General features: G+C 74.0%; 22 protein-coding genes. 9 read left to right on the top strand and 13 right to left on the bottom strand.

Going from position 1 to position 24,117, the window contains the following annotated elements:
- Nucleotides 1-532 precede the first annotated feature (532 nt).
- The 6 genes from BUE45_RS23935 to acs form a co-directional block, all read right to left on the bottom strand.
- Nucleotides 533-1,012, bottom strand: coding sequence for a SixA phosphatase family protein (locus BUE45_RS23935; RefSeq protein ID WP_178378634.1), 480 nt, complete (start codon nt 1,010-1,012; stop codon nt 533-535).
- A gap of 168 nt (nt 1,013-1,180) precedes the next feature.
- Nucleotides 1,181-3,610: a sodium-translocating pyrophosphatase gene (locus BUE45_RS23930; RefSeq protein WP_073381895.1), complete on the bottom strand. Its 2,430-nt coding sequence runs from the start codon at nt 3,608-3,610 to the stop codon at nt 1,181-1,183.
- Between the two features lie 398 nt (nt 3,611-4,008).
- On the bottom strand, nt 4,009-4,482 hold the full coding sequence (locus tag BUE45_RS23925) for a DUF309 domain-containing protein (RefSeq protein WP_245833442.1): 474 nt from the start codon (nt 4,480-4,482) through the stop codon (nt 4,009-4,011).
- 17 nt (nt 4,483-4,499) lie between these two features.
- Entirely contained in the window at nt 4,500-5,405 is a 906-nt protein-coding gene (locus tag BUE45_RS23920) for an alpha/beta fold hydrolase (protein ID WP_073381890.1), read from the bottom strand.
- A 10-nt stretch (nt 5,406-5,415) separates the two neighbouring features.
- Nucleotides 5,416-5,901: a phage holin family protein gene (locus tag BUE45_RS23915; protein WP_073381887.1), complete on the bottom strand. Its 486-nt coding sequence runs from the start codon at nt 5,899-5,901 to the stop codon at nt 5,416-5,418.
- Nucleotides 5,902-6,130: 229 nt separating this feature from the next.
- The gene (gene acs, locus BUE45_RS23910; RefSeq protein ID WP_073381885.1) at nt 6,131-8,101 is read right to left on the bottom strand and encodes an acetate--CoA ligase; all 1,971 of its coding nucleotides are present in this window, start codon (nt 8,099-8,101) and stop codon (nt 6,131-6,133) included.
- A gap of 260 nt (nt 8,102-8,361) precedes the next feature.
- Here acs and BUE45_RS23905 point away from each other — a divergent pair, with 260 nt between their 5' ends.
- The 5 genes from BUE45_RS23905 to BUE45_RS23885 all read left to right on the top strand — a co-directional run bounded on the left by BUE45_RS23905 (nt 8,362) and on the right by BUE45_RS23885 (nt 14,514).
- Nucleotides 8,362-9,186 (top strand): Fic family protein, encoded by an 825-nt coding sequence (locus BUE45_RS23905; RefSeq protein WP_378652439.1) that lies wholly within the window; start codon nt 8,362-8,364, stop codon nt 9,184-9,186.
- A 1,339-nt stretch (nt 9,187-10,525) separates the two neighbouring features.
- Entirely contained in the window at nt 10,526-11,599 is a 1,074-nt protein-coding gene (ssd, locus tag BUE45_RS23900; RefSeq protein WP_073381879.1) for a septum site-determining protein Ssd, read from the top strand.
- A 53-nt stretch (nt 11,600-11,652) separates the two neighbouring features.
- A complete protein-coding gene (locus BUE45_RS23895) occupies nt 11,653-12,837 on the top strand; it encodes a TadA family conjugal transfer-associated ATPase (RefSeq protein WP_073381921.1) in 1,185 nt (394 codons plus the stop codon).
- 60 nt (nt 12,838-12,897) lie between these two features.
- Nucleotides 12,898-13,581: a type II secretion system F family protein gene (locus BUE45_RS23890; RefSeq protein ID WP_073381877.1), complete on the top strand. Its 684-nt coding sequence runs from the start codon at nt 12,898-12,900 to the stop codon at nt 13,579-13,581.
- 228 nt (nt 13,582-13,809) lie between these two features.
- The gene (locus BUE45_RS23885; protein WP_073381874.1) at nt 13,810-14,514 is read left to right on the top strand and encodes a type II secretion system F family protein; all 705 of its coding nucleotides are present in this window, start codon (nt 13,810-13,812) and stop codon (nt 14,512-14,514) included.
- Nucleotides 14,515-14,578: 64 nt separating this feature from the next.
- Here BUE45_RS23885 and BUE45_RS23880 read toward each other — a convergent pair whose 3' ends face one another.
- From BUE45_RS23880 to BUE45_RS23860, 5 genes are all read right to left on the bottom strand, one after another.
- Nucleotides 14,579-15,016, bottom strand: a complete 438-nt coding sequence (locus tag BUE45_RS23880; protein ID WP_073381871.1) for a hypothetical protein — start codon at nt 15,014-15,016, stop codon at nt 14,579-14,581.
- Nucleotides 15,017-15,695: 679 nt separating this feature from the next.
- A complete protein-coding gene (locus tag BUE45_RS31425) occupies nt 15,696-15,887 on the bottom strand; it encodes a hypothetical protein (protein ID WP_084737754.1) in 192 nt (63 codons plus the stop codon).
- 1,133 nt (nt 15,888-17,020) lie between these two features.
- Entirely contained in the window at nt 17,021-17,407 is a 387-nt protein-coding gene (locus BUE45_RS23870; RefSeq protein ID WP_073381866.1) for an Rv3654c family TadE-like protein, read from the bottom strand.
- On the bottom strand, nt 17,404-17,766 hold the full coding sequence (locus tag BUE45_RS23865; protein WP_073381863.1) for a TadE family type IV pilus minor pilin: 363 nt from the start codon (nt 17,764-17,766) through the stop codon (nt 17,404-17,406). The genes BUE45_RS23870 and BUE45_RS23865 overlap by 4 nt, the downstream gene beginning before the upstream one ends.
- Complete coding sequence (locus tag BUE45_RS23860; protein WP_073381860.1) at nt 17,744-17,974, bottom strand: DUF4244 domain-containing protein; 231 nt, start codon at nt 17,972-17,974, stop codon at nt 17,744-17,746. Before BUE45_RS23860 ends, BUE45_RS23865 begins: the two co-directional genes overlap by 23 nt.
- Nucleotides 17,975-18,120: 146 nt before the next feature.
- Between BUE45_RS23860 and BUE45_RS23855 the strand changes: the two genes are divergently transcribed.
- Both BUE45_RS23855 and BUE45_RS23850 read left to right on the top strand, forming a co-directional pair.
- Nucleotides 18,121-18,636, top strand: coding sequence for a hypothetical protein (locus tag BUE45_RS23855; RefSeq protein ID WP_073381857.1), 516 nt, complete (start codon nt 18,121-18,123; stop codon nt 18,634-18,636).
- Nucleotides 18,637-18,810: 174 nt separating this feature from the next.
- Nucleotides 18,811-19,182, top strand: coding sequence for a hypothetical protein (locus BUE45_RS23850; protein ID WP_073381854.1), 372 nt, complete (start codon nt 18,811-18,813; stop codon nt 19,180-19,182).
- A 4-nt stretch (nt 19,183-19,186) separates the two neighbouring features.
- Here the strand turns inward: BUE45_RS23850 and BUE45_RS23845 are convergent, their stop codons facing one another.
- Nucleotides 19,187-21,472, bottom strand: a complete 2,286-nt coding sequence (locus tag BUE45_RS23845; protein WP_178378633.1) for a DEAD/DEAH box helicase — start codon at nt 21,470-21,472, stop codon at nt 19,187-19,189.
- A 170-nt stretch (nt 21,473-21,642) separates the two neighbouring features.
- Here BUE45_RS23845 and BUE45_RS23840 point away from each other — a divergent pair, with 170 nt between their 5' ends.
- Complete coding sequence (locus tag BUE45_RS23840; protein ID WP_073381848.1) at nt 21,643-21,990, top strand: STAS domain-containing protein; 348 nt, start codon at nt 21,643-21,645, stop codon at nt 21,988-21,990.
- A gap of 13 nt (nt 21,991-22,003) precedes the next feature.
- Nucleotides 22,004-22,546 (top strand): ATP-binding protein, encoded by a 543-nt coding sequence (locus BUE45_RS23835; RefSeq protein ID WP_073381845.1) that lies wholly within the window; start codon nt 22,004-22,006, stop codon nt 22,544-22,546.
- A 359-nt stretch (nt 22,547-22,905) separates the two neighbouring features.
- Here BUE45_RS23835 and BUE45_RS23830 read toward each other — a convergent pair whose 3' ends face one another.
- On the bottom strand, nt 22,906-24,084 hold the full coding sequence (locus BUE45_RS23830; protein ID WP_073381842.1) for a MarP family serine protease: 1,179 nt from the start codon (nt 24,082-24,084) through the stop codon (nt 22,906-22,908).
- Between the last annotated feature and the right edge of the window lie 33 nt (nt 24,085-24,117).

Here is a 24,117-nt window from a genome sequence, read left to right as displayed (position 1 = left end):
GCGGAAACCTAGAAGAAATCCTGACCGAACCTTCCGGTTCAATCAAAGGAACCTCGCACACTCCGGACGAAATCTCACCGACTTCGCCGTCGTGTGACGGGGCCAAAACAAACTTGGCTGTAAAAATCGAACACGCGCTGTTGAGTTCTCAAGAAGCAACCGCCCTTCCCGTACAAGCACCGGACCTGGGTCCGTGTTGCTCTTCCGTGGAAGGCGTCTGCGTTTCCGCTTTGTTGTGTCTTCACTTTATCAGTGTTTCTGCGACCCGCCAAACCGGCGTTTTCGCGGAACTTCCGACAAAGTTTCGCTCCCATTGTTTCCGCTGGGGGCACTCTCCGAGTTTACATGTCCGCAGCACTGCTCCGGACCGCTGAATTTCGGGGAGAAGAAGATCGACCGGCCCGCCCGCTTGCGCGTTCGGCTCACTCGGTCGCGCCCCCTGTCGGACCTTGGGCCCGTCGGAGGCGACTCGGAGAACATTACCCCTCGGGTCCGGATGAAGCAAACGTTCCGTCAAGTGACCTGGGTCACGCTAGTTGAGGATCCGTCCCGTTCCCGTCCCGGGTGCCGTGTGGAGCCACTCCACCTCCAGGTCGATCGCGGAGACCGTGGCCGGGGAGTACGCCATCAGCGCCTCACTGCCGACGAACGCCGCGGCGAGCTGGGCGATGGTCGGGTTGTGGCCCACCACCAGGAGGGTCCGCACGTCGGGGTCGACGTAGGTGATCAGCTCCAGCAGGGAGTCCACACCCGCCGTGTAGGCCGACTCGGAGTAGTCGATCTCCGGGCGCCCGCCCGGCAGCGCCTCCAGGACCCCGTCCAGCGTCTGGCGGGTGCGCTTGGCGGAGGAGCAGATCACGTGGTCCGGTGCGTGGCCCGCCTCCGCGAGGAGGCGGCCGACCGCGCCGGCCTGCTCGTGGCCCCGGTCGGTGAGGGAGCGGTCGTAGTCGATGACGCCGAAGCCGGCCTCCGCCTTGGCGTGGCGCAGCAGCAGGAGCGTCCGGCCGGTCACGACGCGATCACCGTCGCGACGATGGAGAGCGCGACGATGAACCCCACCATCACCCCCAGGATGATGAAAAGACCCTTCATTCCTGACATGCGGCCCCCTGTGTGCGTCCTCTTGTTGTCCACCAGGGTAGGAGGGGCCGCCGGGTACCCCCGGCGGCCCCTCTGCGTACTAGTTGGAGCGGGCCTCTTCCCTGCTGTCGTCGCCGGTGGCGGCGTCGGTGATACCGGAGTCGCCCTCGGCGCCCGGGGCTTCGGCGGAGGGGACGCGGCCGCCGTCGTCGCTCTCGGGGGCTCCGAGCCCCAGCTCGGCGGGCTCGGACTCGTTGCCGGCGCCGCGGCGCTTGGACCACAGGACCGCGCCGACGAGGATGGCGACGGCCAGACCCGTGACCACGGCGCGCAGCACCGCGTTGTCGTAGAAGATGACGACGCTGGGCGCGATGATGAGCGCGACCAGGTTCATCACCTTGAGCAGCGGGTTGATCGCCGGGCCGGCGGTGTCCTTGAACGGGTCGCCGACGGTGTCGCCGATGACGGTGGCGGAGTGGGCGTCCGAGCCCTTGCCCCCGTGGTGGCCGTCCTCGACGAGCTTCTTGGCGTTGTCCCAGGCGCCGCCGGAGTTGGCGAGGAACACCGCCATGAGCACGCCCGCGGCGATGGCGCCGCCGAGGAACGCGCCCAGCGGGGCGTAGCCGAGGGCGAACCCGACCGCGATCGGCGCCAGGACGGCGAGCAGGCCCGGGGTGATGAGCTCGCGCAGCGAGTCGCGGGTGCAGATGTCCACGACGCGGGCGTACTCGGGCTTCTCGGTGCCGTCCATGATCCCCGGACGGGTCCGGAACTGCTCGCGCACCTCCATGACGACGCGCCCCGCGGCGCGGCCGACCGCCATGATGGCCAGGCCGGAGAAGAAGAACACCACGCTGGCGCCGATGATGACGCCGACGAGGATGTCCGGCCGGTCCAGGGACAGCGAGAAGACCTCGTCGCCGCTGAGCTGCTCCTGCACCGAGGTGCGGAAGGCGCCGAACAGGGCGGTGGCGGCCAGGACCGCGGTGGCGATCGCGATGCCCTTGGTGATGGCCTTGGTGGTGTTGCCGACGGCGTCCAGGCCGGTGAGGATCTCGGCGCCCTCGCCCTCGACGTCGCCCGACATCTCGGCGATGCCCTGGGCGTTGTCGGAGACCGGGCCGAAGGTGTCCATCGCGACGATGATGCCGACGGTGGTGAGCAGGCCCGTTCCGGCCAGGGCGACGGCGAACAGGCTGAGGGTGATGGACCCGCCGCCCAGGAGGAACGCCGCGTAGACCGCCCCGGCGATGAGCAGGGCGGAGTAGACCGCCGACTCCAGGCCGACGGAGATGCCGGACAGGATGACCGTGGCGGCCCCCGTCTCGGAGCTCTCGCCGATCTCGCGGACGGGCCGCTTGTCGGTCTCGGTGAAGTAGCCGGTGAGGAGCTGGATGGCGGCCGCCAGCACGAGGCCGATCAGCACCGCCGCGATCGCGATGAGGCGGGGGTCGGCACCGGTGTAGCTGGCTTCGGTGATCTCGTCGAGCACGCTCTGGCTGACGCCGGACAGCTCCTGGAAGCTGGCGGGCAGGTACCAGAAGGAGGTGCCGACGACGAGCAGGGCGGAGATCCCGGCGGAGATGAAGAAGCCGCGGTTGATCGCCGACATCGCCGACTTGTCCCGGGCCGCGGGGGCGACGATGAAGATGCCGATGATGGCGGTGAGGACACCGATCATCGGGACCAGCAGCGGGAAGACGAGGCCTTCGACGCCGAACGCGACCCGGCCCAGGATGAGGGACGCCACGAGCACGACGGCGTAGGACTCGAACAGGTCGGCGGCCATGCCGGCGCAGTCGCCCACGTTGTCGCCCACGTTGTCGGCGATGGTGGCGGCGTTGCGCGGGTCGTCCTCGGGGATGCCCTGCTCGACCTTGCCGACGAGGTCGGCGCCGACGTCGGCCGCCTTGGTGAAGATGCCGCCGCCGACGCGCATGAACATGGCCAGGAGGGCGGCGCCGAAGCCGAAGCCCTCCAGGACGATCGGGGCGTCGCCCCGGTAGAGCAGGACGACGACGGCCGCGCCGAGCAGGCCCAGGCCGACGGTGATCATGCCCGCGACGCCGCCGGTGCGGAAGGCGATCCGCATGGCGGTGCGGCCGTCCTCGGGGGTGCCTCCGCGGGCCGCCGCGGCCACGCGGACGTTGCCCCGCACCGCGAGCCACATGCCGATGAAACCGGTGGCGGCGGAGAGCACGGCGCCGAGGGCGAAGAAGACGGAGCGGCCGATGGAGATGGCCCACGAGTCGGCGGGGAGCAGGAGCAGGAGAAGCGGGATGATGACGACGAAGACCGCGAGGGTGCGGAACTGCCGCCTGAGGTAGGCGCCCGCCCCCTCCTGGACCGCGACGGCGATGTTGCGCATGCGCTCGGTGCCCTGCCCGGCGGCGAGGACTTCACGTACCAGCATCCCCGCGACGGCGAGCGCGAGGAGCGCGACCGCCATGACGACGATGACGAGCGTCAAGTCGATGCCTTGCAGTTCTAGGGCCGTGCCGCTTGGTGCGGCGAGGTTGAGCCCGGACAATCCGTCCTCCTTGAGACGGGCACGACCTTTTCTCCCCCGTCGACGCGAAGCACGGGGAAATCCCGAGCGGGGTCGTGCACGTACCGCGGTCCGGAAGGAGCCTGAACTGGGCCGACGGCACGTGGTCCGGGGTCGAAGCAGTGCCACCTTCGGTTTGGTGCCCACGGCCCGCGCCACGTGCTCACGGGCGGTGATCCGGAAATCCTACGCAGCCCGAAGAAAAAAGAAGAGAGCGAATTAGGGATTTTTTCGAGAATGATCAAAGATGTGATCCATCGGTGATCTCAAGAAACGGATAAATACCTTTATCGGCGATCTTCTTCTTGCATAATGCCGTAATGCGTTGTTAACGTTAAAGTGCCCATAAAGGCAGGAATCGGGAACGTGTCCCAGGAGCCTCAGCGCAGCCGCAGCCGGGAGGGGTCGACGGCGTCGCGCCCCGCGTCCAGTCCGTCGGCCAGTGAACGCGCGAAGGCGGCCACCCCGGAGGTGTCGACCCCGTGCGGCGCGTCCGGGCCGTACGCCTCCACCCGGTCGGCGCCGCGGCGCAGCAGGCGGGGGGCGCCCGTGAGGTTGCCGCGCTGGGCGTGGGTAACGCCCACGGCCACCTGCGCGAGCCCGCGCCACAGCTCGCGCTCCGGCTCGGGGGAGGACTTCCACACCGCTTCGAGGACCTCGTGGGCGGTGAAAGCGTACCCCCCGTCGAGGAGGCGCTGGGCCGTTTCCAGCCCCTCCTCCGAGGAGAACTCGGCGTCGTCGGGCACCCGCTCCACCTCGCCGACGCTGCCGTGCGGCATCGGCCTTCCGTAGCGGTCCCGGGGGCGCTGGTTCTGGGCCCGTCCGTCCGGGGCGCGGTCGCGGTCCGCGTTCATCCTGTCCACCATCCTCGTCACTCGTCACCGGGGAGGTCGCCGAGCCACTCCGTGAGCGCGCCCGAGACGGCGTCCGGCCGCTCCTCGTGCGGGAAGTGCCCGGCTCCGGGGACCCCCCTCCAACGGTAGGGCCCCACCACCGAGCGCCCCGAGGCGCGGGCCGCCCCGGCGGTGCAGACCGGGTCGAGGTGGCCGTGGACCTGGAGCACCGGCACGCGCACCGGGGCGCGCATGCGGGCGTGGTAGCGCAGCCCGTCCGGGCGCAGCCGGGAGCGGGCGATCCACCGGTGGTACTCCAGGGAGCAGTGGGAGACCTTGGGGATGGAGAACGCGATCCGGTACATCTCCTCGGCCTCGGTGTCGGGCCAGTCCGGGCCGGACCACTCCCGCAGCAGGTCGCCGACGCGGGCGCAGCCGTCGGCGAGCAGGCGGTGCTCGGGCAGGACCGGCACCTGCGCGTGGAGCATGTGGCGGGTCCCCGGGCCCGGGCGCAGGAGCAGCCGGGCGGCCCGGCGCGGGTGCGGGGACGAGACCGCCGCCAGGGCCCGGACGGTGCCCGGGTGGTAGGCGGTCATGGTCCAGCCGACCAGGCCACCGACTCCGTGGCCGACCACGGCGGCGCGGCGTTCGCCGAGCGCGCGGACCAGGCCGGCGGCGTCCTGGGCGAGGGTCACCAGGTCATAGCCCCGGGGCGTCTTGTCGCTGCCGCCGTATCCGCGCAGGTCCACCGCGACCGCGCGGTAACCGGCCTCCGCGGCGGCGGTGAGCTGGTGCCGCCACGCCCACCAGAACTGGGGGAACCCGTGCAGGAACAGGACCAGCGGCCCCTCGCCCAGTTCGGCGGTGTGGAAGCGGGCGCCGGCGGCGCCGACGGTCCGGTGGGCCCAGGGGCCCTCGACGTAGGCGGCCGAATCGTCCAGCACGGCGGGTCGGCTAGTTCCGGGGAACGGCCGTGGCGCCGGCGGGCTCCGCGGCGGCGACCCCCGAGCCCGGAGGGGTGATCTCGCGGCGCAGGATCGCGCCCAGGCGGGAGGTGGTCAGCTGGGTGCGCTCCAGTCCGCGCATCCTGCGGAAGCTGATCAGGCCGTACAGGGCGAACACGAGCGCGATGAGCAGGTAGACGCCGGTCACGATGGCGAAGGACGCCCACCCGGGCAGGCCCGCCACCTCGTACAGGACGAAGGCGATCGTCACCGAGAGGAGGATGACGAAGATGTGCGCGAGGACGGCGAACACGGCGAACCCCGCGATGCCCTTGCCGACCTTGGCCGCCTCGATCTTGGCCTCGGCCTTGGCGAGCTCCAGTTCGAGGCGCACCAGACGGGAGAGGTTCCCGGTGACGTCCGAGACCAGTCCGCCGACGGAGCGGTCGGTGTCTCCTGCGGTGCCCGGCGCGCCGGCCCCCGGGTTGTCCACCATCGCGGGTTTCCCTTCTGTCGGTCCGAACACGCGGATGATCCTCCGCATCCTCGCACACGGGGTGCCACCGGTGTCCCTCACGGCACGCACAACGACGGCGCCCGGATTCCTCACACGGGTGAGCGTCCGCGCACGGAACGGAGACTCCGGGGACGGAGACGGCGGGGACGGAGACGGCGGGGCGCCCCGGTCCGGGCGGACCGGGGCGCCCCGCGCGGCGCGTCGCGCGTCAGCCCTCCTTGGGGGCGGAGGGCAGCTGCTTGGCGATGACCTCCATGATCGAGGAGTCGGTGAGCGTCGAGGTGTCGCCGACCTCCCGGTTCTCGGCGATGTCGCGGAGCAGGCGCCGCATGATCTTGCCCGAGCGGGTCTTGGGAAGCTCCGGCACGGCCAGCAGGCGCGCGGGCTTGGCGATCGGCCCCAGCGAGGTGCCGACGTGGTCGCGCAGGGTCTTGAGGGTCTCGTCGGAGACCTCCTCCGCGCCGCTGCGCAGGATCACGAAGCCCACGATGGCCTGGCCGGTGACCTTGTCGGCCGCGCCGACCACGGCGGCCTCCGCCACGGTCGGGTGCGAGACCAGGGCGGACTCGACCTCGGTGGTGGAGATGTTGTGGCCGGAGATGAGCATGACGTCGTCGACGCGGCCCAGCAGCCACAGGTCGCCGTCCTCGTCCTTCTTGGCGCCGTCACCCGGGAAGTACAGGCCCTCGAAGCGCGACCAGTAGGTGTCCTTGTAGCGCTCCGGGTCGCCCCAGATGCCGCGGAGCATGGCCGGCCACGGCTCGCGGACGACGATGAAGCCACCCTCGCCGTCGGGGACGGATTCGCCCTTCTCGTCCACGACGTCGGCCACGATGCCCGGCAGGGCGCGCATGGCGGCGCCCGGCTTGCCCGAGGTGACGCCCGGCAGCGGGCTGACCATGATGGCGCCGGTCTCGGTCTGCCACCAGGTGTCCACGACCGGGGTCCGGTCGCCGCCGATGTTCTTGCGGTACCACATGTAGGCCTCGGGGTTGATGGGCTCGCCCACCGAGCCGATGACGCGCAGGCTCGACAGGTCGAACCCGGCGGGGATGTCCTCGCCCCACTTCATGAAGGTGCGGATCGCCGTCGGGGCCATGTAGGCGATGGTGACCTTGTACTTCTCGATGATCTCCCAGAACCGGCCGCGGTGCGGGGTGTCCGGGGTGCCCTCGTAGAGGACGGTCGTCGCGGCGTTGGCGAGCGGGCCGTAGACGATGTAGGAGTGGCCGGTGACCCAGCCGATGTCGGCGGCGCACCAGTACACGTCGGTCTCGGGCTTGAGGTCGAAGACCGCCCAGTGCGTGTACGCCGCCTGGGTGAGGTAGCCGCCGGTGGTGTGCAGGATGCCCTTGGGCTTGGCCGTGGTGCCGCTGGTGTACATGATGTACAGCGGCGTCTCGGCGTCGTGCGCCTCGGGCGTGTGCTCGGTGCTCTGGGAGTCGACGAGGTCGTGCCACCAGACGTCGCGGTCGTTCCACTCGACGTCCTGGCCGGTGCGGCGGACGACGAGGACGTTCTCGACGGCGGGGCGGTCGGCGACCGCGGCGTCCACGGCGGGCTTGAGGGCGCTGGCGCTGCCGCGCCGGTAGCCGCCGTCGGCGGTGATGACGAGCTTGGCCTGGCTGTCGTCCAGGCGCTGGCCCAGGGCGTCGACGGAGAACCCGCCGAAGACCACCATGTGCACGGCGCCCAGGCGGGCGCAGGCGAGCATCGCGACGATGGTCTCGGGGATCATCGGCATGTAGATGGCGACCCGGTCGCCCTTGGTCACACCGAGTTCGGTGAGGGCGTTGGCGGCCTGGGAGACCAGGTCCTTCAGCTCGGCGTAGGTGATGGAGCGGGTGTCCCCGGGCTCGCCCTCCCAGTGGTAGGCGACGCGCTCGCCCAGGCCGTTGGCGACGTGCCGGTCGACGCAGTTGACGGACGCGTTGAGCTTCCCGTTGACGAACCACCGGGCGAAGGGCGGCTGCCAGTCCAGCACGGTGTCCCAGGGCTGGTCCCACTGGAGTCTGCGGGCCTGCTCCTCCCAGAAACCGAGACGGTCCTCGGCGGCCTTCCCGTAGGCGTCCGCCTTGACGTTGGCGTTCGCGGCCAGCTCGGCCGGCGGCGGGAAGCTGCGCGTCTCATGGAGAAGATTGGACAGTGTCTCCTGGCTCGGGGGAGTGCTGTCGGCCACTGTGATTCTCCTTACGTAGGCTGGTTCACACCAAATTAATCATGTGGTCTGGACCTGTGGAACAGGCAGGGTCGGTTCCCGCGCCGGGCAAGACCCGGCGCGCGACGAACGGTCGGTGAGCGGTCGCCGCCGGGCGACGAACGGTCGTGCGACCGGGTGCCGGGGACGGGCCGGCGCCCGGCGGACCTGCACCGGGCCCGCGCCGGGCGGGTACCGGATACCGCCGGGGACGGCGCGGCGGCCGGGTGTTACCGACGCGTATCTTGGATTCCGTGAGCGAAACGACCTCTACCGCCCAGACCGATCCGCTGGCCAGGATCGCCGCACTCCCCGGCGTGTCCGAGGCCGTGGAGGAGACCCGGACCCTGGTGGACCGCCTGCTGGGGCACCGGATCCTGCGCCGGCGGAGCAGCGACGTGTCCATGGAGTCCTCGCTGCGCGGCGCCTGCGCGTCCGCCGCCCTGGAGGGCGCGGAGGTGTCCATGGACGAGATCCGCGCCGGGCACGTGTACGACACCCGGATCAAGGGCGCGCTGCGGGTCGGCGGGGAGCTGGGCACCCTGGTGGACACCTGGCCCCGGGCGCCGCGGCAGGCGCTGGCGCGGCTGCACACGCTGGCCGCCGCGGACGCGGTGTCCGCCGACGCGCTGGGGCGTCCGCGCACGGCCGGGGAGCGGGTCGAGGATCCGCTGGAGCTGGGCGCGCCGCCCGCCCCCGAGGTCGCGCTCGCCCGGATGGAGGGTCTCTACGCACTGCTGGAGGCGCGGGCCTCGGTGCCCGCCCTGGTCATGTCGGCGCTGGTGCACGGCGAGCTGATGGCGGTCCGCCCGTTCGGCTGGGGCGACGGGCTCGTGGCCCGGGCCGCCGAGCGGCTGACCCTGGTGGAGCGCGGCCTCGACCCCAAGTCGCTGGTGCCGTCCGAGCTGGGGCACCGCACCCTGGCGCAGGAGTACGCGCCCGCGCTGCGCGGGTACATGGCCGGGACCGCCGAGGGCGTGGCCGGGTGGGTCGTGCACTGCTGCCGCGCGGTACGGGCCGGGGCGCAGGACTCCCTGGCGACCTGCGAGGCGCTCAAGCGCGGCTGAGCCGGCGCGGAGTCGGACGTGCGGAGCGGTGCGGTCGTTCCCGCCGGGGCACGCGGCAGCGGTCCGTCGGCGGGCTCCCGGCCGCGGCCGGGACGGAGGCCGCCCGCGGATCCGGTCCCGAAGGGAATCGGTGCTTGTTACTCGTCCATTTACGGACGGGTAGAGGTACGAACGATATCGGTTCGGTCACGCTTGCACGTTGCCGAATGTTTCGGGATTGCCGCAAGCTCTCGTCGAACACGTCGAACGGTGCCCCGCGGAGAATCCGCGGGGCACCGCCTCCGACCGGTTACACCTGGCTAACAAGCGTCCATTCGTCTGTCCTGACCAGGCGCTCCATCGAGCGTCCGGGTCTAGGCGGGCCCTACGAGGCCTGCTGACGCGTGGGTTCCCGGTTCACCTGTCGGGGTGGGTCTGAGCCACCGATCCCTTTCTTTCTACGCCGCCTCCGGGGATCCGAAAAGGTGGTTGGTCCAACTTTTCATCCTGGATTCCCGAACCGATACACAGCGTCACGTGGTAACGTCGGTTCCGTCGTTCCGACGGGAACCGGTTCACACCACTTCGGTAAACGCCGCGGCGTACGCACATTTCGTGCGCGGCGCGGTGGGACCGGCCCCGCGCGGAACGCATGTCCCGACACGCTTTTCGGTGGTCCGGGGGATCCCCTCCCCTCGTCGACCCTTCCGAAGGGCGGGCCCGGCTCTCCCCCCAGTGCCGAGAGGGCGACCCACCCGCGTGCCCCCCTGTCGCGGGACGTCGCACAAGGCCCGCTCGCCGAGCCTGCCGGGTGGGATGTGCATCCGCCCCCGTGTGCGCATCCCGCCCGCAGGTCTTCGGAACCGCGGCCCCTCCACCTCCCCCGCCCTCGTCCGGGCGGTGTCCCACCGGTGGTGCGGCTCTTGCAAGCCCCCTCGCGAACACGCGCCGTCGGCGTCCGCCGTGGCGGTGCGCCGCGGCCCCGGTGCCCTCCCTCCCGGCCGGGGGGCCGTCGGCACGAAGCGATCCGGCCGGTGCCGGTCGACCGGCACGGTGACCGGCGGGAACGCTGCCGCGTAGGGGCCGGGCCGCGTCAGGGCTCGCGCCCCTCCTCCGCCCCGTCCCCCGCGGCGATCGCCCGTGCACGGTCCGGTCCCCGGGGGCGTACGGGCTCCCCGCGGGCGCGGGAACGAGCCGGCCCGCCCCGGCGGGCGGGTTCCTTCCACCCGAACGCCCGTGACGGCGCCGCCGTCCTGCCGGGAGCGCCGGGGAGGTTTTCCACAGGTCGGCGATCGGGCTTTCGCGAGCCCGCCCCGTCGGCGATGGTCGAAGTGTGCCCCTCCCCCCCTCCGGAGGCCCCATGGACGCCGTCCCGCTCATCGCCACCGCCGACACGGACCTGCTCGACGACCTGCTGCGGCTGTCGGCCGCCGCGTCGGTCCGGGTCAACACCGCCGGCTCGGTCGACCGCGCCCTGCTGTCCTGGCCGCGCTCGCCGCTGGTGGTGCTGGGCGCCGACCTCTATCCCGAACTGCGCTCCGGGGAGCGGCCACCGCACGCCCGGTTCGTGGTCGTGGCCCGTGCCGACCGCGGACTCCCCGGCGCTCCCGGCCCCGCCGGCCCCGCCGTGCCGGGCAACCCCCTGCTGCTCCCGCGCGACGAGAACCTCCTGGCCGGGATGCTCGCCGCGGGCGGGGAGCCCGGGAGGCGGGCCCCGACCGTGGCCGTGATCGGCGGGCGGGGCGGTGCCGGGGCGAGCCTGCTCGCCGTCGCCCTGGCGCTGGCCGGGGCGCGGGGCGGGCACGGCACCGCGCTGCTGGACGCCGACCCCCTGGGCTGCGGTCCCGACATCCTGCTGGGGTGCGAGCGCGACCCGGTCGACGGCAGGCTCGGCTGGGACGGACTCGTGGACCGGCGCGGCCGGCTCCGCTGGTCGGACGTGGCGCCGCGGCTGCCCGGACCGGCCGGGATCTCGGTGCTCACGTGGATGCACGGGCCGGACGCGCGCCGGGGCCCGCTGCCCGCGACCGCCGCCCGGGCCATGCTGGAGTCCGCCCGTCAGGGCTGCGACCTGGTCGTCGTCGACCTGCCGCGGTCCTTCGGGGCCGGGGTCACGGCGTTCCTCAACCGGTCGGACCTGGTGCTGCTGGTGGTCCCCGCGCAGGTGGCCGCCGTGGTGGCGGCGTCGGCGATGGTGCCGCGGCTGCGCGCGGAGTCCCGGGAGGTGCGGGCGGTGGTGCGCGGGGCGTCGGGCGGGCTGACCGCCGATGTCGTGGCCCGTGGGCTGGGGCTGGCGCTGGGGGCCGACCTGCCGCCGGAGCCCGGGCTGGAGCGGACGCTCACCACCGGTCGGCGGCCCGCCGACCACCCACGTTCGCCGCTGGCCGGGTTCGCCGACGGGCTCGTCGCGGAGCTGACGGGGGTGCCCCGGTGAGCGCGCTGACCGAACGGGCGCTGCGGCGGCCCTCGGTGACCGGCTCCACACCCCTGAACGGGCCGCCGCCCGCGCGCGCCGTCCCCGTCGGGCCGGCCCTGGTGGAGGCGGTGCGCAACCGGCTGGTGGCCTCCGGTGCGGTGGTCAGCCCCGCCAACGTGGCGGCGGCGCTGCGGGCGGAGGGCGGGGTGCTGGGCGACACCGAGGTCCTGTCGCTGACCCGGCGGCTGGCGGCCGACCTGGCCGGGGCCGGTCCGCTGGAGGAGCTGATGGTCTCCGGAGTCACGGACATCCTCGTCAACGGACCCGACGAGGTGTGGGTGGACGACGGCGGCGGTCTGCGCCGGGTGGGGGTGCGGTTCGAGTCAGCGGAGGCGGTGCGGCGGCTGGCGCAGCGCCTCGCCGCGCAGGCCGGGCGGCGGCTGGACGCGGCGGTGCCCTACGTGGACGCCCGGCTTCCCAACGGGGCGCGGCTGCACGCGGTCCTGCCGCCGGTCTCCCCCACGGGGGCGTGCCTGTCGCTGCGGATGCCGCCCCGCCGCGTGTTCACGCTGGACCGGCTGGTGGCCTGCGCCACCCTCACCGCGCACGGGGCGGCGCTGCTGCGGGCGGTGGTGGCGTCGCGGGCGGCGTTCCTGGTGAGCGGGGGCACGGGGACGGGCAAGACCACGCTGCTGTCGACGCTGCTGTCCCTGGTGGCGCCGGGCGAGCGGATCGTCCTGGCCGAGGACTCCCCCGAACTGCGCCCCGACCACCCGCACGTGGTCCGGTTGCAGACGCGCCCCGCCAACATCGAGGGCAGCGGAGAGGTGACGCTGGAGGTGCTGGTCCGCCAGGCGCTGCGGATGCGCCCGGACCGGCTGGTGGTGGGCGAGGCGCGGGGGCCGGAGATCGTGTCCCTGCTGGGCGCCCTCAACACCGGCCATGAGGGGGGCGCCGGGACGCTGCACGCCAACGGCGCGGGGGACGTCCCGGCGCGGGTGGAGGCACTGGGCTGCGCGGCCGGGCTCGGTCGGGAGGCGGTGCACAGCCAGCTCGCCGCCACCGGGGTGCTGGTGGTCCACCTGGTCCGGGACGCCGGGGGCCGGCGGCTGGCAGAGGTCCGTGTGCTGAACCACGACAGGCAGGGGCTGGTGCACACGGTGCCCGCGGTGTCGTTCACCGCGGACGGCGCCCACCGCGAGCACCCGGGGTTCGACGCGCTCGCCGCCCGCCTCGGCGGCTCCTGGCGCCGATGACACCGGGGGCGGTGTGCGGGACCGCGTACAGGGAGCGGACCGGGGACACGGGGGTGTGACGTGGTCGGGGTGTGGGTGTGCGCGGCGGGACTGGTGCTGCTGGGCGCGGTGCTCGACGCGGGGGCGGGGCGCATCGGATGGGTGGTGCCCCGCGGGCAGGGGCCGTCGAAGCTCCTGGAACGGGTGCGGGCCCTGCGCCGGAGGGCGGCGGCGGGCCGGGAGAAGCGGCGCGGGGTGATCACCCTGTGCCGGGTGCTGGCCGCCGAGCTGCGGTCCGGGCGACCGCCCGAGGACGCGCTGGGGACCGCCCTCGTCGAGGCCGGGCCGGAGGTGGCCCGGGCCGTCGGCGACGGCTTCGGCGGCCGGACCCCCGTCCCGGCCGCCGAAGCCGACCCGGACCTGCATGCCCTCGCCTACCTGGCCGTGTGCTGGGAGGTGGCCTCGGACACCGGTGCGGGGCTGGCCGACGTCGTGGACGCCCTGGCCGCCGAACTCACCGCGCAGGAGGAGGTGCGGGCCGAGATCGCGGCGCGCACGGGCGGGCCCAGGACCACCGCGGTCGTCCTGGGCGTGCTCCCCGTGGTGGGCCTGCTGCTGTCGGCAGGGCTGGGCGGCTCGCCGCTGGTGTTCCTGTTCACGACCCCGCTGGGCCTGCTCTGCCTGGTGCTCGGTGCGCTGCTCAACGTCACCGGGCTGTGGTGGATCGGGCGGCTGGTACGCGCCGCCGTCGACCGCGGGGACTGAGGGGCGCCGAGCCGGTGGCCGCAACCGCCCCGTCCGCCCCGGCGACCGCGGTCGCGGTCGCCGGGTGGGGTCGGCGTAGAAGTGCGAGCGCAATCGGTGTGCGGGGCCGGTCGGCCCGGCGGCCGGGGCGCCCCGATCGCTCCGGCGGCCGTGGGTCAGGACGGTGCCCGCAGCGCCGGGGGCACGGTGCGGCGGGTGCCGGGAGCAACGACAAGACAGGAGAAGGGCATGTTCACCGTCATCGCCGTGTTGTGCGGGGTCGCCGGTGTGTGGGTCGCGATGGGCGGCGGCCCCGGGGCCCGGCTGCGCCCGCCACCGGCCCCGAGGGCCCCGCTCCCCGGTCGGCTGCTGGTGCTGTCGGCGGCCGGGGCGGGCGCGGTGGCCCTGGCCGGTGCGCTCTTCGGGGTGCTGGGCGCGGTCGTCGCCGCGGTGGCCGGGGCGGTGTGGTGGACACGTGTCCGGGGCCGGGAGCGGGAGGGCCGGATCGGGCCGACCGGGGACGTCCCGGTGGTGATCGGGCTCATCGCGGCCGGGATGCGGGCCGGGGCGCCGCTGCCCTCCTGTCTCGCGGCCGTGGCCCGGGCCGCGCCCGGCAGGCTCGGGGAGGAGCTGGCGTCGGTGGCCGAGCGGCTGCGGCTGGGGGCCGACCCCGGGGCGGCCTGGGCCGAGGCGTCGGGGACCCTGCCGGAGCCGCTGGTGGCGGTCGGCCGCGACCTGGCCAGGGCCGCCGACACCGGCGCCCCCGTGGCGGATCTGCTGGACCGGCACGTGTCCGACCTGCACCGGGAGCTGCGCTCGCGGGCGGCCGCACGGGTCGAGCGCCTGGGCGTGCTGGTGGTGATGCCGCTGGCGCTGTGCTTCCTGCCGTCGTTCCTGCTGGTGGGGGTGGTGCCGATGGTGGCGGACCTGCTGTCGCGGGCGCTGGGCGGGTGACCCCGCGGCGGTGGGCGCGGGGCCCGCCCGCACGGGTCTGTCTGCGCCGGAGCCGGGAGGGGGCTCAGGCCTCGTCCTCGCTCAGGCCGTCGATGATGTCGTCCAGGACGAGGGAGCGGTCCCGCAGGGGCATCAGCCGCAGTTCCCCGAGGGCGGACCGGGTGTCCACGCGGGTGCCCCGGGGGCCCTCGACCGTGCACAGGCGCATGCAGTGCTGGGTGGGCGCGTGCCAGAAGTCGCGCTCGTCCACCGGGGCGAGGCGGTACACGGTCGCCGGGTAGCGCGGGGTGCGGCCCGGAACCCGCCACTGCTGGACCCGGGCGAGCACGAACCCGCTGATGAGGGAGTCGAACACCCCCTCCTGCACGAGGTCGCCCAAGGCCTCCCGGTCGCCCTCGGTCCGGCATTGAGCGCACCCCGCAAGCTCCGCACGCAGCAGCCACCGCGCCCGGGCGTGACCCACCTCGGTGTTCTTGAGCTTGCTCGGGTGTCGGTGTCCCATACATCGGAGGGTAAGGCCGTCCCGGCCTCGGCGTGGCCGACCCGCGGCTTCCCGGCTACGCCGCACCTCCCGCGGGACCTGCCCGAACACGCGCCCCACCGGTCGCGGGCGCCCGGCACCCGGCTCCCGTGACCGCGAGTGCCCGCCCCGCACCCGCACGCCCGCGCCCGGCCGCGGACCGCCCACCTGCCGCGGGCGCCCAGGGCCGCCCGGTCACCGGTCGGCCGACCCGGACCGCGCGGACGGCGCGGACGGCGCGGACGGCGCGGACGGCGCGGACGGCGCGGACACGAACGGCCCCCGGCACGAAGACGGGCCCGGGTAGGGCGACCCCCGGCACGACCGTGGATCCACCGCTCACGCGGCGCCCACGCGAAAACCACGTCCGCCGGGTGCGGGGCCGCACGAGGCCCGTCCATCCCGTTGTTCCGGGCGCCCGTGGCCCCCGGAACAACGGTGTGCCCCGGCAGGCGCACCCCCGCCACGGCCCCTTCGGTCCAGGCGGGAGCCGCCCCGCGCACACGCGCCCGTACGGCACCAGGACCAGGGGCGTACTCCACCGGCTCCGGCCGCCCCGCGCACGCACGCCCGTACGTCCCGGACGAGCCCCGGCTCACAGGCCCCTCCGGGTGGACGGAGGCCCCGACACGGTTCCCCGGCGCCGGTCGGGGCGGGCGGCTCACCGGTCGTCGGGGTCACCGCCCGAGCGGCGGCGCCCCAGGTAGGGCTCGGGAAAGCGGGGCCAGCCCACGGTGAGCCGCAGGGCGAGCACCGTCACCCCGAGCAGGGCCAACAGCACGGTGGAGGCGTTGCCGACGAACCGCGCGACGGTCTCGGCCGGGGCCGGGGTGGTGGAGACGTGGTGCACCATCTGAACGGCACCTGGTTCCGCCCCCGCACCCCCGCCCCACTCGGCTTCGGTCGGCCGGGCGACCGGGGCGGCTTCTCCTTCCTCGTCCGGCTCGGGGGCCTCGGGTCCGCCGCTCGGCACCACCGCCGGGGCGGTGGTCGGCTCCTCCGTCGGGCCCCTCGCCCCAGAGACCGGGCGGACCTGCGGGGAGGGTGCGACCGCAGGCTCCTCCGGATCGCCCGCCGCCGGACGGACGGCGGCGGGCTGGCGGGGCGTCGTGACCGGGTCGGTCCGCGCCGAATCCGGGACCCCTGGGACGGGAGTGGCGATCAGGTGGTCGAGCAGGCGTGGGAGTGCGGGCACGGACCCGCCGCGCTCAGGCCCCGCCTCCGCGGTGAGCGGACGCGGACGCGGGAGCGGGAGCGGGAGCGGGAGCGGGGAAGCATGGTCGCGGAAGGGCCGTACCGCCGAGACCGCGGACGAGTGCCAGCGCAGAACGGGCCCGACCGCCGAGACCACGGACCGCCGCGGGAGCGGCACAGGCCCGACCACCATCGCCGCGGACGAATCCGAGCGCGACACAAGCCCGACCGCCGACACCGCGGGTACGGGAACCGCGGGTACGGGTCGATCCGCACCGGTGGAGGTGAACGGGTCCACGGCGTGCACGGGCCGCTGTTCGCACCCGGTGGACAGGGGCCGCACGGCCCGGAACCCCGCCGGCGCCCGTGTCGGCCCCGCCTCCGCGGTCCCCTCCGCCCACGCGTACGCCCGCGGGGCGTCCGGCACCGGCGGCGCCGTCGGCGTGCACTCCTCCACCCGCGTCCCCCGCTGTGCCGGAACCCGCGGCAGGACGGCCGCCCGGAGGGCGGGTGAGGGCGAGGACCGCGCGGTCGGCCCCGTCCGCGCGCTCGCCCGTGCCTCGGTGTACGTGCGCACCCGGTCCGCCGGATCGGCCGCGAGGCCTGCGGACGCCCCCGGACGGACCGCCCCGGAGCCGGGGGGCGCCCCCGGCGCGCGTGTCTCCACGGGCTCTCCGGCCCCGGCCTGCGGCGGTGAGGGCGTTCGCAGGTCGGCGGGCGGGGAACAGGGGGTCGGGGCGGCGTGGACGGGGACGGCGCCCAGGAGCAGGGCGCACAGCAGGGCGGGCACGGTCATGGTTCTTCCTCCGGAAGGGTTCCGTGGACGGTTCCGGCGCGTGAGTGCGCGCCGGCGGTCAGGTCGAGGACGGAGGGGACGGCGACCACCACCTCTGCGGTGTGGCCGCTGATCTCGCAGGTGTCGAGGGAGGCGCCGTTGGCCTCGGCGGTGAGGCGGGCCCGCTCGCAGGCGGTGTCGGCCCCGTGGACGGCGACGGAGGCCGCCGCCAGGGCGGCCAGGTCCGCCGCCGTTTCGGCGCGGTCCCGGTCGGACCTGGCCGTCGCCGCCAGGACGGCGGCAAGCGCCACGGTCCACAGCAGAACGGCCATGGCGACCCAGTGGACGGCCGCCGCGCCGGTGTCGCGGGTGTGCCGGGGTCCGGGCCGGGGTCCGGGGGTCACGGTGGGATGCCGGGTTCGAGCAGGACGGCGGCGGTGCCGCTCACCCGGACCGTGTGGAGGTGGAACCGCCCGAACCGGACCCGGGCGGTGACGGTGACCCGGGCGGTCTCCCCGTCCCGCCCCAGGCCGATCTCCGCCCCGGCGGGGGCGGCCTCGCGGGCCAGCTCCCCGGCACGCGCCTCGCTCTCGCCCCGGGCCAGGGACCGGGCGCCCACGCGCGCGGCGTCCGCGCAGGCGAGCCGGGCGTCGGCGGCGGTGACGGCGCCGACCGCCAGCGCCAGGACGAGGAGGAGCGCGGGCAGGGTGAGGGCGAACTCGACGGTGACGGCACCCCGGTCAGAAGCCGTTGCCGAGCGCATTGATGACGATCCCGGTGAAGGCGTCGTTGACGGCCTGGCTCTTGGCGATCGCGAACATGATCCCGGCGAAGGCGGCGGCGGTGAGGATGCACAGGGCGTACTCGGTGGTGGTGATGCCGCGGTCCGCGTCCGCGGGAACGCGGCGAAGCCGTACGGTGAGCGGGAGCGGACGCCGGGTGACGGCGTCGGGGCATGCCGGAGAGAACACGGGACCTCCCTGGTAGGAGAGGCGACAGGGGTGCCGCCCTGATTTCCAGGGTGTGCCGGGCGGGGGCGGGACGGAAGGGCTTTCCCCAGCCTGTGGATAACTTTCCCCGGCCCGCGACCGGGGTCTTTCCTGCACGATGATGGGGCATGACCTCTGCCGGGAACCCCTACGCCGTCGACGCCGGGGCACTCGCGGCCCTGGCCGCCGGGCACCACGCCCGATCGGTGCGGCCGCTGGCCGCCCGCCCCGTCGCCGGGCACCTGGTGAAGCCCTACCTGCTCCGGGCCCCGGGCCGGGAGGCGACCGGGGCCGACGCCGAGAGCGCGCTGCGCGTCGCCGCCGACCACCTGGCGACGGCCCGCCTACGGGGCTCCCTGGGCCTCGCGGTCCTGCTGTTCCACGCGGGCGGCGACGGCGACTACGTCCTGGTGCACACCTGGATCGAGGGGCACATGTCTGACCTGGCCGTCTTCACCGGCCCCGCCGGGGAACCCGCCGCGCTGCGGCCGGGCCGGTCCGGCCTGGCCCCGTGCGTGTGGGAGGCCGCGGTCCTGGCACACGAGCGGGACTCCTTCACCCGTCACGTGCTCGACGGCGGGGGCGCGGTCGGGGAACGGCTGGCGGCGTGGAGCGCGGACGTGCTGGAGGGGGAGGTCCGGTGACCGCCCCCGCACCGCGCCCCTTCGGCGGGCGCCGGCCTCCCGGCGCGCCGGCGTGCACACCCCCGCCGACGTCCGCGGCCCTCTGCGCCTGACCGACGCGGACCTGGCGCGCCCCTTCGGGACGGGGCTCCCCCCGTCCCCGGCGGCCAGGACCTCCACCTGGCGGTCCTGGCCGTGAGCAGGGATCTCCGGGACGACCGGTCGCCCGGCACCGTGGAGGCGGCCGAGGCCGCGATCGGGACCGAGGCGGCGGAGACCGACCGCCGGGGCGCCGCCGAGACCGTCGGCCCGGCCCCCTACGCGGACACCGCGGCCGCGGGCGCCGACCTGCCGTCCGCGTTCGGCCACCCGTACTCCGCGGTCGGCGACCCGCGGGTGCGGCATCCCGCGGGAACCGGCCGCCGGCCGGCACCGGCCGCCGTCCAGGACGACGCGGAACTCCCCTTCGTCCTGTACGACGCGGTGGGGGACGGGCCCTTCCCTGAGCCCCCAGCCCCGCCGGACGCGCCGCCCCGCCTCACCGATCGCCCCCGCCGGCTCGGGTGAGCACCTACCGCGCGCCCCGGCCGGCGGCGCCCAGGACCTCGTCCAGCATGCGCAGGGCGCCCGCCTTGCTCAGCGGCTCGTTGCCGTTTCCGCACTTGGGCGACTGGATGCACGAGGGGCAGCCCTCCTCGCAGGCGCAGTCCGCGATGGCCTGCCGGGTCGCGGTGAGCCACTCCCGGGCGGCGGAGTACCCGCGCTCGGCGAACCCGGCGCCGCCCTCGTGGCCGTCGTAGACGAACACCTCCACCCGTCCGGTGGCCGTGGACACCCCGCCGATGTCCCAGCGGTCGCAGGTGGCCAGCAGCGGCAGGATGCCGATCGCCGCGTGCTCGGCGGCGTGGGCGGCGCCGAGCAGGCCGACGTCCTCCTTGCGCAGGCGCTCCTCGGCCTCGGGCGGCAGGGTCCACCAGACGGCCCGGGTGCGCAAAGTGCGCTCGGGCAGGTCGAGGGACTGCTCTCCCAGGACGGCGCCGGTGCGGACGTCCCGCTTGAGGTAGCCGACCACCCTGCGGACCACCTCGACCTCGCCGAAGCGCAGCACGGCCCCGCCGTCCCACTCCTCCTCGCGCAGGACCGACCGCACGGTGATGTCGGTGGTGTCGCGCGCCCAGGTGCTGTAGGCGGGCTCGGCCGGCCCCACCAGGGCCACGCCCTCGTCGAGGTCGAGGTCCTCGACGAGGTAGGTGTCGCCCTGGTGCAGGTACACCGCGCCGGGGTGGACGGTGCCGTGGGCGGCGGCCTCGTCGATCTCGCCGAGCAGTCCGCCGGTGGAGATATCGACGATCTGCACGGGCGAGCCACCCGAACCCCGAATATCGGCGAGGTCACTTGCCCTTTCGTTGCTCGTCCAGAACCACCCCCTCGGACGCTTCCTGAGGAATTTCCGGTGCACCAGTTCGTCCAGCCGCTCCCGTGTACCGGGACCGAACAGGGCGAAGTCCTCCTCCGTCACCGGGAACTCCTGGGCGGCCGCGCACAGGTGCGGACCGAGGATGTGCGGGTTTTCCGGGTCAAGAACCGCTGTCTCTACGGTCTGACCGAAAATCGCCTCCGGGTGATGGACCAGATAGGTGTCCAGGGGGTCGTCGCGGGCCACGAACACCGCCAGCGCGGCGTCGTCCCCGCGCCCGGCGCGCCCCGCCTGCTGCCACAGGGAGGCCCGGGTGCCGGGCCACCCGGCGATGATCACCGCGTCCAGGCCGGTGATGTCCACCCCCAGCTCCAGGGCGTTGGTGCTGGCCAGCCCGAGGATCTCCCCGGTGCGCAGCGCCTCCTCCAGGCGCCGCCGCTCGGCGGGCAGGTACCCGCCGCGGTAGGCGGCCACCCGGCGGGCCAGGTCGGGTTCGAGCTGGCGCTGGGCGGCGAGCGCGACCAGTTCGGCGCCCTGGCGCGAGCGTACGAACACGAGCGTGCGCACACCCTCCCGGACCAGGTCGGCGAGCATCTCGGCGGCCTGGGAGGGCGCGGTCCGCCGGACGGGGGCGCCGTGCTCGCCGGTCAGGTCGGTGAACTCGGGCTCCACCAGCGCCACCGACATGCCCGGGCGCGGCGAGCCGTCCTCGGTGACCGCGGTGACCGGGAGCCCGGTGAGCCTGCCGGCGCTCTCCCGGGGACTGCCGGAGGTGGCCGAGGCGAGCACGAACACCGGCTCGGCCCGGTGGCGGGCGCACACCCGCCGGAGCCGACGCAGGATCTGGGCGACGTGGGAGCCGAAAACCCCCCGGTACAGGTGCGCCTCGTCCACGATCACGTAGCGCAGCCGCTTGAGGAAGCGCCGCCACGCCTCGTGCCGGGGCAGCATCCCGTGGTGGAGCATGTCCGGATTGGTGAGCACGTAGTTGCCGTGCTCGCGGACCCAGGTGCGCTCCCCGGGCGGGGTGTCGCCGTCGTAGACGGCCGCCCTCAGTCCGGGAAGGCGCAGGTCGGTGAGGGTGCGGAGCTGGTCGCGGGACAGCGCTTTGGTCGGCGAGAGATAGAGCACGGTTCCGCCCGCGTCAACCGCCTCCACAGCGGGCATAAGGAAGGCGAGTGACTTTCCCGAGGCGGTACCCGTGGCTATGATCACATCACGGCCCGAGCGTGCGAGGTCGGCGGCGGTCACCTGGTGGGACCACGGCCCCGTGATCCCCCGATCGCCCAGGCGTTCGACCAGGAGGGCCGGGGCCCATTCCGGCCACCGTCCGCTCACCCCGTCGTGTCGGGCCACGTGTTCGACATGGGTCACCTGCGGGTGCCGGGTACGGGTATCGTCACGCCACACATGGGGAAGCACGGGCTCCGGTCGCCTCATCCGAGACCCCTCCTCACTGGGTGGACATTGGTTTCAGTGTGGCATCCGGGGGAACGGTCGCGCGGTGTCACGGTTTTTCCGTCCATCACGGGAGGACCGGCACGACACCCGTGGTTGAATGCGTGCTGGTGGGGTAACGCCCGGCAGAGATCATCGGCGCTGGAGGACTAGTGGACTTGAAGCTTGATCATTACACCGAGGGCGACACCGAGATCGTCGTCGTTGAGGGTGAGATCGACGTCTATACCGCACCCCGGCTCCGCGAGCTGCTGATCGACCTGGTCAACAAGGGCAACTTCCACCTCGTGGTGAACATGGAGAAGGTGGAGTTCCTGGACTCGACGGGTCTGGGCGTGCTCGTGGGCGGCCTCAAGCGCGTGCGCGCGCACGACGGCACGCTGGACCTGGTGTGCACGCAGGAACGCATCCTCAAGATCTTCCGGATCACCGGTCTGACCAAGGTCTTCGGTATTCACAACACCGTGCAGGAAGCCATCGACAAGCGTTCCGCGAAGTAGTACAGAGCGAGCGATGGCGACCATCACGCTCACGATCAGTGCGCTTCCGGCCCACGTGCGCACGGCCCGGCTCATGGCCGCGACCGTGGCCCGGCGGGCGGGCATCCCCGCCTCCACCATCGACGAGATCCGGTTGGCGGTCGGTGAGGCGTGCTCCCGGGCTGTCGCGGCGCACAAGCTGCACTGCCCGACGCAGCCGATCCTGCTCCAGCTGATCGACGACGGCGGGCCTGATCCGGTGTCGGACCCCCGTTCCGACACCGCGAGCCGTATCCTGCGCGCCAACGGGAGCGCGACCCGACGCTTCGAGGTGGTCGTCTCGGACCGGGCCCCGGCCACGGAGGCCCCGGAACCCGCCGACCACACCGAGCCCCTCCTCGACGGACTCTTCCTCGACGGTGAGGACACCCCTCCCGGCGGGATCTCGGGGTTCTCCCCCGGGCTGGGTCTGGCGGTCATCACCGGCCTGGCCGACGAGGTGAAGATCGATCCGGGTGAGCACGGCACCATCGTGCGCATGAGCTGGCCGATCACGCCGGACCCCAGCTCCAACTAGGGTCCCGGCCACGACACGACGAGGGCGCCTCCCCACCGCGGGGAGGCGCCCTCGCGCGTTCCCGGCGGCGCGGCCCCGGTCCCCGCTCACCCGGGGGCCTCGGTGCCCGGCGGGCGCCCGCCACGGCGCCGACGACACGGCGACGCGGCTCCCGGCGGTCCCGCACACCACCGCGCCGCTCGCCCGCAGGGGCGGCGCCGACCCCGCGCCGCGCACGCCACGGGGTCGGCAGAGCGCCACAGGAGCCCTCACACGTCACAGGTGTCACCGGGCACCGTCTCCCGCCCGCCCCGGACGCCACAGGCCTCCTCGGAGGGCCCGGCGCGGCCCGGGGGCGCCGCGGCGCCCCCGGGTCCGGGTCAGTCGCAGGTCTGGGACGACACCTCGGCGGAGGCGGCGAGCCCGCGCTCGGCGTTCTCGGCGACCTCGTCGGCGGTGAGCACGTACCCGGTCTCGGGTTCGTTGGTGGCGGCGGCGAACACCACCCCGTAGACGGTGCCGTCGGGGGCCAGCAGCGGACCGCCGGAGTTGCCCGGCCGCACCACGGCGCGCACCTGGTAGATCTCCCGGCTCACCTGCTGGGAGTGGTAGAAGTCGGGCCCCTGCGCGGTCTGGCGGGCCCGCACCCGGGCCGGGACCGCGGTGAAGCCGCTGTTGCGCGGGAACCCGGCGACGACGGCGTCCCCGCCCTGGGGGGCCTCGTGGGTGAACTCCAGCGGGGACAGGTCCAGCTCGGGCACGTGCAGCACCGCCAGGTCCTGCTGGGCGTCGAACAGCACCAGCGTGGCCTCCAGCTGGTGGCCCTCCCGGGTGACCACCCGCAGGTCGTCGGTGACCCCGGCGACCACGTGGGCGTTGGTCATGACCCGGCCGTCGGAGTACACGAACCCGGTGCCCTCGACCCGGCGCTGGCAGGACGGGGCGGTGCCCAGCACCTTGACGACGCTGCGGCTGGCCTCGATCAGCTCGGGGGTGGTGAGCACGTCGGGGTCCGGGGGCTCGACCTCGGCCAGCTCACCGGTGCCCAGGCCGCTGAACACCTGGGGGAAGGCGCTCTGGTCGACCACGCGGCGGAACGTCGAGAAGCCGCTGTGCGCGGACTCCGGCATGAGGGTGTCGACGGACTGGAGGATGCGGGAGCCCCGCACCTGCTCGGCGACGAACGGCAGCGCCGAGTTGGCGACCGTGCTGCCGATGAACCAGGCCACCAGCAGCACCGACAGCCCGCTGACGACGGCACCGCCCATGGCGTCCACGATCCGGGCCGAGTCCCAGGTGACCTTGTTGCGCACCATGGTGCCCAGGTAGGAGAGCAGGAACTGGCCCAGCGCGGCGGAGAGGAAGACCACCGCGATGGCCACCAGCGCCTGCCTCCCGGGGTCCTCCACCCACCGCTGGATGTACTCGGGAGAGGTCAGCGCGGCGAGCACGCCGCCGCCGATGAACCCCGCGAAGCTGAAGACACCGACGATGAAACCCTGTCGGTACCCGGTCACCGCGAACAGCAGCAACAGGACGATCAGGATCACGTCGAGCACATTGCCCTCCAAAGGTGAGCGCTGCCCACGGGC

The organism is Nocardiopsis flavescens (assembly GCF_900141985.1).
Lineage (GTDB): Bacteria > Actinomycetota > Actinomycetes > Streptosporangiales > Streptosporangiaceae > Nocardiopsis > Nocardiopsis flavescens.
This window is presented reverse-complemented; position numbering and strand designations above follow the sequence as displayed.